Annotated in this window: 8 protein-coding genes; 3 read left to right on the forward strand and 5 right to left on the reverse strand. The window is 64.0% G+C overall.

The window, feature by feature from the left end; translation table 11 throughout:
* Positions 1 to 15: 15 nt before the first annotated feature.
* Both clpP and tig read right to left on the reverse strand, forming a co-directional pair.
* Complete coding sequence (gene clpP / locus DK842_RS19945) at positions 16 to 648, reverse strand: ATP-dependent Clp endopeptidase proteolytic subunit ClpP (protein WP_011136105.1); 633 nt, start codon at positions 646 to 648, stop codon at positions 16 to 18.
* Positions 649 to 669: 21 nt separating this feature from the next.
* Positions 670 to 1,977: a trigger factor gene (tig, locus tag DK842_RS19950; RefSeq protein ID WP_114063026.1), complete on the reverse strand. Its 1,308-nt coding sequence runs from the start codon at positions 1,975 to 1,977 to the stop codon at positions 670 to 672.
* A gap of 417 nt (positions 1,978 to 2,394) precedes the next feature.
* On the opposite strand from tig, the gene DK842_RS19955 reads away from it, so the two are divergent.
* Both DK842_RS19955 and DK842_RS19960 read left to right on the forward strand, forming a co-directional pair.
* The gene (locus tag DK842_RS19955) at positions 2,395 to 8,076 is read left to right on the forward strand and encodes an alpha-2-macroglobulin family protein (protein ID WP_198414587.1); all 5,682 of its coding nucleotides are present in this window, start codon (positions 2,395 to 2,397) and stop codon (positions 8,074 to 8,076) included.
* 64 nt (positions 8,077 to 8,140) lie between these two features.
* Positions 8,141 to 8,569, forward strand: a complete 429-nt coding sequence (locus DK842_RS19960; RefSeq protein ID WP_114063830.1) for an HIT family protein — start codon at positions 8,141 to 8,143, stop codon at positions 8,567 to 8,569.
* Positions 8,570 to 8,825: 256 nt separating this feature from the next.
* On the opposite strand, the gene DK842_RS19965 is transcribed toward DK842_RS19960, so the two are convergent.
* Positions 8,826 to 9,725, reverse strand: coding sequence for an amino acid ABC transporter substrate-binding protein (locus tag DK842_RS19965; protein ID WP_145964097.1), 900 nt, complete (start codon positions 9,723 to 9,725; stop codon positions 8,826 to 8,828).
* A gap of 358 nt (positions 9,726 to 10,083) precedes the next feature.
* Between DK842_RS19965 and pbpC the strand changes: the two genes are divergently transcribed.
* Positions 10,084 to 12,234 carry a penicillin-binding protein 1C gene (pbpC, locus tag DK842_RS19970; RefSeq protein ID WP_114063029.1) on the forward strand — a complete coding sequence of 717 codons (2,151 nt, stop codon included), beginning with the start codon at positions 10,084 to 10,086 and terminating at the stop codon, positions 12,232 to 12,234.
* A gap of 19 nt (positions 12,235 to 12,253) precedes the next feature.
* Here the strand turns inward: pbpC and DK842_RS19975 are convergent, their stop codons facing one another.
* Together DK842_RS19975 and DK842_RS19980 are read right to left on the reverse strand one after the other, a co-directional pair.
* Entirely contained in the window at positions 12,254 to 12,994 is a 741-nt protein-coding gene (locus DK842_RS19975) for a hypothetical protein (RefSeq protein ID WP_145964098.1), read from the reverse strand.
* Between the two features lie 2 nt (positions 12,995 to 12,996).
* Entirely contained in the window at positions 12,997 to 13,548 is a 552-nt protein-coding gene (locus DK842_RS19980; RefSeq protein ID WP_114063031.1) for a neutral zinc metallopeptidase, read from the reverse strand.
* Between the last annotated feature and the right edge of the window lie 238 nt (positions 13,549 to 13,786).

Here is a 13,786-nt window from a genome sequence, read left to right on the forward strand (position 1 = left end):
AGCCCATTCCACTACTTAGGCCGTCACATCCCGACGGGAAGACAGCACTTTATCGATCATACCGTAGGCGCGGGCCTCTTCGGCGGACATGAAGTTGTCGCGCTCGGTGTCGGATTGCACCCGCTCCAGCGTCTGGCCGGAATGCTTGGCCAACAGCTCGTTCATCTTGGCCTTCACCTTCACCAGCTCGCGGGCATGGATTTCGATGTCGGTCACCTGGCCGGACAGGCCGCCGCCGTACAGCAGCGGCTGATGGATCATCACCCGGCTGTTTTCCAGCGCGAAGCGCTTGCCGTGCGTGCCGGCCGCCAGCAGGAAGGCGCCCATGCTGGCCGCCTGCCCGATGCAAAGCGTGGAAACGTCCGGCTTGATGAAGTTCATCGTATCGTAGATCGACATGCCGGCGGTAATCGAGCCGCCCGGCGAGTTGATGTAGAAATGGATGTCCTTGTCCGGGTTTTCCGACTCCAGAAACAGCATCTGCGCCACAACCAAGTTGGCCGACTCGTCGGTGACGGGGCCGACCAAGAAGACGATGCGCTCCTTCAGCAGGCGAGAGTAGATGTCATAGGCTCGCTCGCCGCGACCACTCTGCTCCACCACCATGGGCACCAAGCCCAGACCTTGCGGTTCCATCATAGATTTCATCGGCCACTCCGAAAGTTGTTATCAGGCTTGGCTGCCCATCAGTTCGTCGAAGGACAGGTCCTTGGCTACAACATTGGCCTGGGACAGCACAAATTCAACCACATTGTCTTCCAGGACCATCGAGGTCGGACCTTCCAGACGGTCGGCGCTCTCGTAGTACCAGGCCAGCACGTCTTCCGGCTGCTCGTAGCTGTCGGCGAATTCGACGATCATGGCGCGAACCTGTTCCGGCTTGGCCTCCAGCTTGTTGGCCTCAACCATTTCGGACAGGATCAGGCCCAGCTTGACGCGGCGTTCGGCCTGGGCGGTGAACAGTTCCGGCGGGAACGGCATGTCTTTGACGTTCATGCCGCGTTGCTGCATGTCGCGGCGGGCCTGCTCGACCAAGCGGCCGATTTCCAGGCTGATCAGCGCCTTCGGCAGCTCCAGCTCGGTGGCGTCGATCAGCGCTTGCATCACGTTTTCCTTGATGCGGGCCTGCAGGCGGCGCTTCACTTCGCGCTCGACGTTCTTGCGGATTTCGCCGCGCATTTTCTCAACGTCGCCTTCCGCGATGCCCAGAGCCTTGGCGAAATCGGCGTCCACTTCCGGCAGGGTGGCTTCAGCCACGTTCTTCACCAGGATTTCGAACACGGCGGTTTTGCCGGCCACGTCCTTGCCATGGTAGTCCTCGGGGAAGCTCACTTCCACGCTCTTGATGTCGCCTTCCTTGGCGCCGACGATCCCGGCTTCGAACTCGGCCAGCATCTGGCCTTGGCCCAGCACGAACGGGAAGTTTTCAGCGGAGCCGCCTTCGAAGGCCACGCCGTCGATGGCGCCCTTGAAGTCGATGATCACGCGGTCGCCTTCGGCGGCGGCGCGCTCAACGCGGTTGTAGCGGGTGCGCTGTTTGCGCAGGATATCGATGGTCTTCTCGATTTCGGCGTCGCCGACGGTCACGGCCGGCTTTTCGATTTCCTTGCCGGCCAGCTCGCCGACCTTCACTTCCGGGTAGATCTCGAAAGTGGCGGCGAACTTGAAGTTTTCCTTGTCGTCGCCAGCGGCAACCGGTTCGAAGCGCGGATAGCCGGCCACGCGCAGGCTTTGTTCGGTCACGGCTTTGTAGAAGCCTTGCTGAACCTGCTCACCCATCACTTCTTCACGCACCTGGGCGCCGTAGTTCATTTCCACGATCTTCAGCGGAGCCTTGCCCGGGCGGAAACCTTGGATCTTGGCGCCGCGGGCCACGCGCTTCAGGCGCTCGGCCACTTGGGTTTCGATGGCGGCCATCGGCAGGGCGATGTTCATGCGGCGCTCAAGATTGCTCAGAGTTTCCAGCTGTACTTGCATGTTGATTCCTTAACTGTGACAGGTGTTTAGTCATCTGGGACGGTACGACGCCGCCTCCCGCCTGGTTTCCGGCGCCTGCCGGTCGGCATGAAGGTCGGCGCTGCGCGGAGTTACACCACGCACCCAACGAAGCAAAGAGTATAGCACGCGAGCCGCGCTTGTCTGCATCCGAGGCCGCTCAGGCTTCGGCGCAAAAGCCCGCCGTTCGCGCGCCGGGCGCGGAAACGCGCCGCACTCCGCCCGAGTTCCGTCTTGATATTGCTCAGGATTTTCCCGCCCCGCGCGCGGCGTCCCGTCTCGTCTGCTATCATGCCGCCTCATGCGAATTGCCATTTCCGCCAGGAAAAATATCCTGAAAGAATGATCCGCCCCGACCCGAACCGCGCCTCGCGCCCCTTTTCGTCCACCGGTGACGTCATGAAAACTCTGATACGCCGCGGCCTGATGCTGGCCGCCCTCGCCGCTCCCGCCGCCTCTCACGCTGGCGTGGCCACCTTCAGCCCTCAGGGCGAAGCGAAGGAAATCAGCCAGGTGCGCGCCACCTTCTCCGCCAGCATGATCGCGCTGGGCAACAGCGCGGCGCCGGCGCCTTTTTCCTGGAGCTGCGGCCTGAAAGGCAAGGCCCACTGGGTGGACGACAAGACCTGGGCGCTGGACTTGCCGGAAACGCCGGCCGCCAACACCGATTGCCGCTTCACGCTGAAGCCCGGCCTGAAGGACATGCAGGGCAATCCGGTGGCCGGACCAGCCTTCCGCTTCTTCACCGGCCTGCCCATCATCAGCCGGCACTGGCCGGACGAGGGGCGGATCGAGGAAGATCAGGCCTTCGCGCTGAAATTCAACGCGGCCAATGTGTCGCCGTCCTCGCTGTACTGCCAGTCGTCGAGCTTGCCGGAGCGCGTCCCGGTGCGGCCGCTCGCCAGCGCCGACCGCGCGGCGCTGCTCAAGCACCTGGACCTGCAAAAAGACGCCGCCCGCGTGCTGACCGTGCGCTGCGACCAGCGACTGGCGCCGGACAGCAAGCTGTCGCTGGTCCACCTGCGCGGCGCCGGCAAGCCGGACAAGCTGGATTTCCAGGTGCGCCCCGCCTTCAGCGCCAACATGAGCTGCCAGCGCGAGAGCGCCAAGGGCGCCTGCATTCCGTTCAAGCCCATCATCCTTAACTTCAGTTCGCCGGTGCCGGAAAAGCTGGCGATGGCCATCCGCCTGTCCGGCGGCGGCGCAGATCGCGCGCCCCAACCGCAAGAGCGCAGCAAGGGCGAGCCGGTGGACAGCGTCAGCTTCGCGCCGCCGTTCCCGCCGCTGGAAACCTTGACGCTGACGCTGCCCAAGGACTTCCGCGACGAAGTGGGCCGGCCGCTGGTCAACGCCGGCCGCTTCCCGCTCGCGTTCAAGCTGGGCGACTACCCGCCGCTGGCCAAATTCGCCGCCGCGCCGTTCGGCATCATCGAGTCCGGCGCCGACGCCGCCTTGCCGATCACGCTGCGCGGCGTGGAAGCCAACCTGAAAGTCCAGTCGGTACAGCTGGGCGGCAAGGCGCTGCACGTGCTGAACGACGCCGACATGATGGAGTGGCTGGCCAAGGTGCAGCGCTACCATGAAAGCAATCTGCCTGCCGGCAAGGACAAAACCATAGAGAGCCGGCGCGTGTCGTTGCTGAATAAAAACCGCGACGCCGCGCCGCTGAAACTGCCGACCCAGCCGGACAAGAACGGCAAGTGGCCGTTCGAGGTGGTGGGCATCCCGCTGCCCAAGCCCGGCCTCTACGTGGTGGAGGTATCGTCCCGCTTGCTGGGCAAATCGCTGTTGGGCGCTGACAAGCCGATGTACGTGCGCACCGCCGCCCTCGTCACCAATATGGCCGTGCATCTGAAGCGCTCCGGCGAAAACGCGTCGGTTTGGGTGACCACGCTGGACAAGGGCAAGCCGGTGCCGGACGCCAAAATCAGCGTCTACGACTGCAAGGGCGAGACCCTGTGGTCCGGCAAGGCCGACAAAAACGGCATCGCCAGCATCAACAAGCAGTTGAACGGCGGCGAATGCTCGTCCGACGAGGCGCTGTCCGGCTTGTTCGTCACCGCCCGCGCCAAAGACGCGCAGGGCAACGAAGACGTGTCCTTCGTCCGATCCGGCTGGAACCGCGGCATCGAATCCTGGCGCTTCCCCTTCCCCACCCAATGGAACGACAACCCGTCCATACTGGCCCATACCATTCTGGACCGCCCGCTGTTCCGCGCCGGCGAAACGGTGTCGATGAAGCATCTGCTGCGAGTGCAGGCCGGCAAGGGCCTGGTTCAGCTGAAACCCGGCCAACTGCCGCAACAGCTGCGCATCGTCCATGACGGCAGCGGCGATGAAATCAACCTGCCGCTAGCCTGGCGCAACGGCCGCTACGCCGAAAGCAGCTACGCGCTGCCGAAGGAGGCCAAGCTGGGCGAGTACACACTGTATCTGGAACGCAAGGGCACGCGCGGCCCGGACGACAAGGCCAAGCCGGCCAGTCCGGAGCTGGACGGCTATTCGCTGCGCAGCGGCGGCTTCCGCGTCGAGGAATTCCGCCTGCCGGTGATGACCGGCCGCATCTTCACCGCCAAGGGCGCCAATATCGGCGCCAAGCAAGTGCCGCTGAATGTGTCGATGTCCTGGGGCAACGGCGGCCCGGCCAAGGACTGGCCGGTGGAGGTCAGCGCGATGCTGGCCGACAGCTATACCCACTTCAAGGCCTACGACGGCTTCACCTTCTCGCCCCCGCAGCGCAGCCGCGAAAACAGCGATGGCTCGCTCGATGGCAAGGTGGTGCTGGACAAGGCCGCGCTGAAGCTGGACGCCAACGGCAACGGCAAGGTGGCTATCGACAAGCTGCCCAAGCTGGACCGCCGCTACGATCTGGTGACCGAGGCCGCCTACCGCGATCCCAACGGCGAAACCCAGACCCTCACCCGCCGCATCCCGCTGTGGCCGGCCGCGCTGCAGGTGGGCGTCAGCGTCGACAGCTGGATCACCGCCGGCCGCGCGCTGAAACTGAAAGCCGTGGTGCTGGACACCGCGGGCAAACCTGTCGCCAACCAGGACGTCAAGGTGACGCTGCGCGAGCACCGCTACCTGTCCAGCCGCAAGAGGCTGGTCGGCGGCTTCTACGCCTGGGACCACAACGAGGAAACCGACGACAAGGGCAAGGTGTGCAGCGGCACGTCCGACGCCCGCGGCCTGGTGTTCTGCGACATCAACCTCAAGGACGCCGGCGACATGGAGTTGATCGCCGAAGCCAAGGACGGCCAGGGCAACGTCGCCCAGGCCGCGCAATCGGTGTGGGTCAGCAAGCATGACGAACTGTGGTTCGACGTCGACAACAACGACCGCATCGACATCCTGCCCGAGAAAACCAGCTACCTGCCCGGCGAAACCGCCCGCTTCCAGGTGCGCATGCCCTTCCGCAAAGCCACCGCCTGGCTGGCCATCGAGCGCGAAGGCATTCTGGAAACCCGCGTGGTGGAACTGGAAGGCAAGGACCCGACGGTAGAACTGAAAATCGGCCCCGACTGGACGCCCAACGTCTACGTGTCGGTGCTGGCCGTCCGCGGCCGCGTGCGTGACGTGCCGTGGTACTCGTTCTTCACCTGGGGCTGGAAGAGCCCGTCGGAATGGTGGGACGCCTACTGGAACGAAGGCGGCGACTATGCGCCGCCGACCGCGATGGTGGACCTGTCGCGCCCGGCCTTCAAATACGGCATCGCCGAAATCCAGGTGGGCGACGCCGCCAAACGGCTGAGCGTGGAGGTGACGCCGGCCAAGAAGAGCTACGGCATCCGCGAGACCGCCGAAGTTGCCATCAAGGTGAAGCTGCCCAATGGCAAGCCGGCCCCGGCCGGCACCGAGGTGGCCTTCGCCGCGGTGGACGAAGCGCTGCTGGAGCTGCAACCCAACCACAGCTGGGAGCTGATGCAGGCGATGTACCAGCGCCACAGCTACGGCGTGGAAACCGCCACCGCCCAGCTGGAGGTGGTGGGTAAGCGCCACTACGGCCGCAAATCGCTGCCGCCGGGCGGCGGCGGCGGCAAAGCGCCGACGCGCGAGCTGCTGGACACCCTGCTCACCTGGCAACCCAGCGTGAAATTGGACGCCAACGGCAGCGCCCGCGTCAAAGTGACCACCAACGACGCCCTCAGCCGCTTCCGCCTGGTGGCGGTGGCCGATGTCGGCAATGACATGTTCGGCACTGGCGAATCCGGCTTCAACGTCACGCAAGATCTGCAACTGACTTCCGGCATTCCGCCGCTGGCGCGCGAGGGCGACCAGTTCCAGGCCGGCGTCACCGTGCGCAACGGCGGCGAGAAGCCGCTGAAGATCAAGGTTTCCGCCGCCGCGTCCGGCCTCCCAGCGCTGCCGGCCCGGGAAATCAGCCTGCCGGTGGGCGAGGCGCGGCTGGTCAGCTGGAATGTGACGGTGCCGGAAGGCCTGAAAGAGGCGCAATGGACCTTCGCCGCCCAGCAAGTGGACGGCAAGGCCGCCGACAAGCTGGCGGTCAAGCAGCAGGTCGACCCCGCCGTGCCGGTGACGGTGGAACAGGCCACGCTGCAACGCGTGTCGCCCGATCTGGCCATCCCCGCGGCGCCGCCGCCGGGCGCGCTGCCGGGCCGCGGCGGCATCCGCGTCAGCCTGCAGGCCAAACTGGGCAACAGCCTGCCCGGCGTGCGCCGCTGGTTCGAGGACTACCCCTACGCCTGCCTGGAGCAGCGCAGCTCCATCGCCATCGGCCTGTCCGACGGCAAACGCTGGGAGCAACTGATGAGCGAGCTGCCGCTGTATCTGGACGGCAACGGCCTGGCCGCCTACTTCCCGCTTGGGGAAGGCGCGCCGGACCGCGGCAGCGACGTGCTGACCAGCTACCTGCTGTCCGTGGCCAACGAATCCGGCATGGCCATCCCGGAAGGTCCGCGCGGCAAAATGCTGGACGGCCTGTCCGCCTTCGTCGAAGGCAAGCTCAAGCGCGATCTGCCCACCAGCCGCCAAGACGCCGACGCGCGCCGGCTCGCGGCGATGGACGCGCTGTCGCGCTACGGCCGCTTCCGCCCGGCGATGCTGGACGTGCTGGACCTGAACCCACAGAAGATGGGCACCGCCATGCTGGTGGACTGGCTGTCGCTGCTGAACCGCGCGGCGGACATCCCCCAGCGCGCCGGCCGCAGCGCGGAAGCCTCCAACCTGCTGCGCGCCCGCCTGACCTACCAAGGCACCAAGATGGGTTTCAGCACCGAGGCCAGCGACTACGCCTGGTGGCTGATGGGCAACGGCGACGTCAACGCCGCCAAGCTGCTGCTGGCCGCGCGCAAGCTGCCGGACTGGCAGGCCGACATGCCGCGCCTGCTGACCGGCCTGCTCGCCCGCCAGCAAAAAGGCCATTGGGGCACCACCACCGCCAATCTGTGGGGATCTCTGGCCGCCGCGCAGTTCTCGCGCCAGTTCGAAACCGCGCCGGTGGCGGGCCAGACCCGCGCCGTCCTCGGCAATTCCAGCCTGAGCCTCGCCTGGCCGCAGGAAGGCGTCAAGCAACTGGGCCTGCTGCCCTGGCCGGCAGCGGCCGGCAGCTTGCAGCTCAAGCACGCCGGCTCGGGCGCCCCGTGGGCCACCATCCAGGCGGAAGCCGCCATCCCGCTGAAAACCGCGCGTTACGCAGGCTACAGCATCAAGAAGACGCTGACGCCGGTCAGCCAGAAGGTGGACGGCCAATATCAGCCCGGCGACGTGGTCAAGGTGACGCTGGTCATCCAGGCGCAAAGCGACATGAGCTGGGTGGTGGTGGATGACCCGATCCCGGCCGGCGCGGCGATCCAGGGCAGCGGCCTGGGCCGCGACTCGGCCATCGACGCCAAGTCCGGCAACGGCGGCGACTACGCCGACTACATCGAACGCCGCTTCGCCGGCTATCGCGCCTACTACAGCTACGTGCCGCGCGGCGAGCTGAAGGTGGAGTACACGATGCGGCTGAATAACCCCGGCGTCTTCAAACTGCCGCCGACCCGGGTGGAGGCGATGTACGCGCCGGACGTGTTCGGCATGTCGCCGAACGGGGTATTCAAGGTGGTGGACGGCGGCAAATGAGGTGATGGCCTCTCCTTTCATTTTCGAGGAGAGGCCTCATGCGCGCCATGATAAGGGGAGGAAGATGAAATGCCTGGGACGCCGTTTGGCCATTGGCCGGGAAACCATACACACAGTTTACGAAGACGACTTTGTGACATGCCTGCTCGACCACGATCCCTTCAGCGAAGGGCATGCGCTGATCGTTCCCAAGCGACACGCGGTGGAGCTGGAAGAACTGGACGATCCCCTGGCGAAAACCGTCATGGAAACATCCCAGATCGTTTCCAGGGCCATCAAGCTGCTATACCGCCCGGACGGCATCACCCTCTGCCAGAATGGCGGCGTCTTCAATGAGCTGACCCACTTCCACCTGCATGTCGTTCCCAGAACGGCAGAACGCCCATTTTCAGAATTCTGGTCAGCCGAACGCACGAATCCGCAGAATCAACAACTTAGCCACACAAGAGAAATGCTAAGTTCCTCTATAGCAGCCATCATCGCTTGCCAATGAATAAAGAGCCCGCATGATGGCCCTTAAGCGTGGCTTACAAACGCAGTTTTACGACTGAAGTGAGGCGCGTCGACGCAGACAGCGCCAGCAGTACGAAAAGTCGGCGCAACGCCGCATCAGGGGCTTGGTTAGCCGCTCCAAACACCGCCCCGGGAAACAGCAATAGGCAAGCTGCTTGGCAACGTGCGCGTCCTCGCGCCGAGACTGGCATTATCGACGCCCCAGAATTCAAAATCGGCGACTCGGCATCTGATTTTCATTCACACTGAAATTTTCGCACCGGCTCGCGCGCGGGCCGAAAAAGATTTTCGTTCAGAATCTTGTTATCCCGCTCGGTAATGAAAGGATTTTTTATGTAAAAAATCTCGCGGGACCCAATGTGCAAATCGCTGATGGTCGGAATGATCACCTCATTAAACAGCTTATCCAGACTTCCATCCCTATTGATTCCATTCAGGCCATACAAAAGCCTTTTTTTAATCTCTTCCCCTTTTTTTGTCTTGGCAACATAAAAATATCGGGCCAAGGGATAGTATATCGCATACCTTGGCTCAATCGTCAAATTGGGGTGAATGCCTCTGTTTCCATCCAGCTCTTTTTTAATTTCATTGACCCCGCGCGAAAACAGATCAAACCGTCCTTCGCTCAGCATTTTGAACAAGTTTTCATAACTACCGCCATCAACTACGCGATATCCGGCATCCCTCAATATGTCTATATCCTCCCAGCCACTGCCCTGCCCTATGGTATAATTTTTCAGATTATTGTTCGCGCGGGCGAGCATCTCTTCGCAGGTATCCTTGCGCAACAGGAATATTCTATATCCCAACACGCCCTTGTCCAAAGGAAACCGAACCGGATTCAGACTGGCGCCCCAAGTGGATATATTCCCATGCACCATGATATCTATGCCATCGCCGCCCATTTCGATAAGTTTCTTGGCTCTTCTCTCATTCATGTCGACTGCAGACTCGCGTATTTCATAAGCTCCAAACTTGCTACGCGATTTCTTCATAGCCAAACGCAAGACAGACCAGTAATAATCGGCATACCGTCTATCCCCGCTCGACTCAGGCTTGGGATACTGGATAAAAAGCACTTGCGCGCTCGCCGCCATCGACGCAAGAAACATAAGAAGAATCAGTTTCATTTTCACATTCTGCTCCAGACCGCAATAGAGTCAATGTAATGATATATAGCAAAAACAAAAAAGGAATCCTGGCGCAAAAAACTCAGGCTGAGATAATTCGACAAGCAGTTACCCATATAATCCGTACCAAGACTTGCCCTGGCTTCGTTCTGCGAATCTCTTCCCGACTTCGCCGTTCCGGCAATCGGCATCACAAAGACAAGACTTTGCCGAGAGCCGGCTGTCTAGGCGATGCTTCTGGCCACGCTTTTGCTTTTACCGATATCCGGCGCAGCGTCATCGACATACAATGCACGGGCGCATCCAGCGGACGCCCTGCGCAAAACCCCAATGCATTCTTCCAGCCACCAGAAAAGCAACCGAAGTGACCCCAGCCAACGCCTGCCTACTCACCCTCGCACTCCTCTCCGCCCCCACCTGGGCCCAGCCCACGTTCAAGGAGGTAAAAGCCGCCTGGCAACCGTCCGACGTGACGCTGCTGGACCGCCACGGCCAGGTCCTGCAGCGGCTGCGCGTCGACAAGCAGGCGCGGCGGCAGGACTGGGTCGGCCTGGCCGATACCTCGCCCGCCTTTCGCCAGGCGCTGGTGTTGTCCGAGGACAAGCGCTTTTACCAACACAGCGGCGTGGACTGGTCCGGCGCGGCGGCTGCGGCCTGGGCCAATCTGTGGAATACCCGCACCCGCGGCGCGTCCACGCTGACCATGCAGCTGGCCGGACTGCTGGACGACGATTTGAAAGTCAGCAAGGGCGGGCGCAGCCTGTGGCAGAAGATGGGCCAGACCTGGTCCGCCGCCTGGCTGGAGCGGCATTGGACCAAAGCGGAAATCCTGGAGGCTTATCTCAATCTGGTCGGTTTCCGCGGCGAGCTGGTAGGCTTGTCCGCGCTGTCGTCCACGCTGTTCGGCAAGCTGCCGTCCGGGCTGAATCTGGAAGAGTCGGCCATCGCGGTGGCGCTGATCCGCGCGCCCAACGCCGCGCCGGACAAGGTGGCCGGCCGCGCCTGCCATATCCTGCAGGGCATGGGCCGCAAGCCGGACTGCGCGGCGCTGGGCGTGCGCGCCGCGCAGGCCCTGGCCCGCAGCCGCGCCGCCAACCCGCTGGCCGAGCAGGACGCGCCGCACTTCGCGCAGAAGCTGCAGCAGGCGCGTCACTTTACCGCCGGCAGCCGGGTGGCCACCACGCTGGACCTGCCGCTGCAGCGCTTCGCCGCCGCCGCGCTGCGCCGCCACCTGTCCGCGCTGTCGCAGCGCAATGTGCAGGACGGCGCGCTGGTGGTGCTCGACAATCAGAGCGGCGACATTCTGGCCTGGGTGGGCTCCAGCGGCCGCGGCCTGTCCAACGCCGCCCAGGTGGACGGCGTCACCTCTCTGCGCCAGGCCGGCTCCACGCTCAAGCCTTTCCTCTACCAGCAGGCGCTGGAGAAGCATTACCTGACCGCGGCCTCACTGCTGGACGACAGCCCGCTGGACCTGCAGACCGGCGGCGGTCTGTACGCGCCGCAAAACTACTCCAAGGACTTCAAGGGCCTGGTGCCGGTGCGCACCGCGCTGGCCTCGTCATTGAACATCCCGGCCGTGCGGACGATAGAAATGGTCACCCCCAATGCCGCGCGCGACCGGCTGGTCAAGCTGGGCTTTTCCAGCCTGACCGAGGACGGCGACTACTACGGCTACAGCCTGGCGCTGGGCGCGGCCGACATCCGCTTGCTGGACCTGGCCAATGCCTACCGCACGCTGGCCAACCAGGGCCTGGCCAGCCCCGCGCGCTGGACGCAGGCCGACGCCAAGCCCAAGCCGGAACGCCGGCTGGACGCGGCCAGCAGCTTCATCATCGCCGACATCCTGTCCGACCGCACCGCGCGCGCGCTCACCTTCGGCCTGGAAAGCGCGCTGTCCACCCGCTACTGGAGCGCGGTGAAGACCGGCACCAGCAAGGACATGCGCGATAACTGGGCAGTCGGCTTTTCGCGCCGCTTCACCGTCGCGGCCTGGGTGGGCAACGCCAGCGGCGAGCCGATGTGGGACGTGTCCGGCATGCACGGCGCCGCGCCGGTGTGGCAAACCGTGCTGGACCGCGCCCAGCAATCGGCCCCGCCGCTGCCGCCGCCCGTCCCGCCGCCCGGCCTGGTGCGTCAAAAGGTGCGCTACCAAGGCGACGTGGCCGCGCCACGGACCGAATGGTTCCTGGCCGGCACCCAACGCGCGCTGATCGTGCCGCAAAAAGGTTCCGCCGCCGACCTGACGCCGGGCATCGCCGCGCCGGTGGACGGCAGCATCTTCGCGCTCGACCCCGACATCCCGCCGACCAACCAGCGCATGGTCCTTCGCGCGCGCGGCGTGGCCAAGCCGCAATGGTGGCTGGACGGGAAACGGCTGGGAAGTGGAGCGGAACTGGCCTGGTTCCCCTGGCCGGGCAGGCATCGGCTGGAGCTGCGAGGCGGGGACGGCAAGGTGGTTCAAGCGGTGAAGTTCGAGGTGCGCGGCGCTTCGCCCCGGCCCGGCAGGCCGCGTTGAAGCGCCGCGTCCCTTCAGACTACCTGGCCGCGGCCTTGCGCTGCTGCAGAGACTGCCACAGCTGGTCGGCGCGTTGCGCCGCGCCGGCCTTCTGCTGCTCGGTCAAGGCCTGGTAGTCCTTGGTTTTCAGCAGCCAATCGGCGCTGAGCGCGTCGCCGGAGCGGCGCGCCACCAGGTTCCAGGCGGCGGCCTCTTCCGGCTTTTTCTCCAACAGATAACTCTCCGAGATGATGGCCGCCGCGTGCAGGTTGCCGCGCGCATACGCCTGCTGCAGCGCTTCGCGCGCCTCCTCGCGATAACGGAAATCCGGCTGGTAATCCGGTTCCTTGGGCTTGCCGTCCAGCTGGAACAGATAGCGCTCGGCCAGATGCGTCAACGCTTGCGGATCGCCGCGGCTAGCGGCCATGCGCAGATCGGACAACGACATCTGGTAATAGCGCGCGGCGATCGCGTAGCCCAGCTTGCGCAACTGTTGCTTGCGCGCCAGCTCCGCCGGCGCTTCCCTTGGCGAGGCCGCGTCCTGCTGCCGCGACGAGGCCGATGGATCTCCGCCCACCGCGAAGCTGAAGCCATCGGCCGATACTTTCGCGCCGCTCCCCGCCGGCCCGCCCCGTCTCGTTTCTCCCTTGGCGCTCGCCGCGACGGACGGCGTCCCTTCCGAAGCGCCGTCCGTCATCGCGGTGCGAGCGGGCAGCCATAACCATGCCACGGCGGCCGCCGTCCCTGCGGCCGCTGCGAGCAACGCGGTTGCCCTCTTCATCGTCAGATCCTGTTCATGCAGGCGGAGAAGCCGTTGGCGTAGCCGTAGCGCGAGTAATAGTCGCGCTGCGACGGCGTGCCGTGCTCGGCGTAGTCGGCTGCGTTGCGCGCGGAGACCACGGCGTTCTCGATGAAGCTTGGATAGCGCAGATTGCTCTCGGCGTATTTGGCGAAGGTGCCGCCTACGCAATCGGCCTGCAGCTCCTGCATCGGCGCTTGCTTATAGATATTGTTGGCGAACTGCACCGAATGGCCCCACTCGTGCGCCAGGATGAACTTGGCCACGTAGTTGCCGTAGCTGTTTTCCTGCTGCTGCAGGAAGCCGGTGCCCACGCTGATGGTGTATGGCCCGCACGCCATCGCGCTGGATTGCGGCTCGCCGCAGGCGCGTTGATCCACGTACACCGTCGGCCGCGCGTAAGAGCCGAGGAAGCCGCGGATCTCGTTGGCGCTGGACTGGATGTAGCTGTTGTTGACCGGCATGGCCAGCGCGGCGCCGGTCTGGCCCGCCAAAGCCGCGCCAAGCGCGCACAGCATAATGATTTTCCTTGTCATGATCTCTTTCTCCTTGAGTGTTGCGTCACGGAGCTTTTTTTATGGCAAATGAATAATCATTCCGGAAAGAATTATTATTTATATAATTTCAATTTGATATTCTAACTATATGTTGTTGTTTTACCTAAAAATTACATTTGTTTCGTAGTGAAAATATCCATGCAAAAGGGCGGGCCGCATACGCGTCCCGCCCTTCTCCCTTGCCTCCTTGGCCAGACGCTGAGCGCCCGGCCTGCCC

Origin of the sequence: Chromobacterium phragmitis, assembly GCF_003325475.1 — a bacterium.
Taxonomy (GTDB): Bacteria; Pseudomonadota; Gammaproteobacteria; order Burkholderiales; family Chromobacteriaceae; genus Chromobacterium; species Chromobacterium phragmitis.

Bases quoted from the DNA above. Each gene is read 5' to 3' on its own strand.
- DK842_RS19975 (WP_145964098.1), bottom strand. From the start codon at position 12,994: ATGAAGAGGGCAACCGCGTTGCTCGCAGCGGCCGCAGGGACGGCGGCC.
- tig (WP_114063026.1), bottom strand. From the start codon at position 1,977: ATGCAAGTACAGCTGGAAACTCTGAGCAATCTTGAGCGCCGCATGAAC.
- DK842_RS19980 (WP_114063031.1), bottom strand. From the start codon at position 13,548: ATGACAAGGAAAATCATTATGCTGTGCGCGCTTGGCGCGGCTTTGGCG.
- clpP (WP_011136105.1), bottom strand. From the start codon at position 648: ATGAAATCTATGATGGAACCGCAAGGTCTGGGCTTGGTGCCCATGGTG.
- DK842_RS19955 (WP_198414587.1), top strand. From the start codon at position 2,395: ATGAAAACTCTGATACGCCGCGGCCTGATGCTGGCCGCCCTCGCCGCT.
- DK842_RS19960 (WP_114063830.1), top strand. From the start codon at position 8,141: ATGAAATGCCTGGGACGCCGTTTGGCCATTGGCCGGGAAACCATACAC.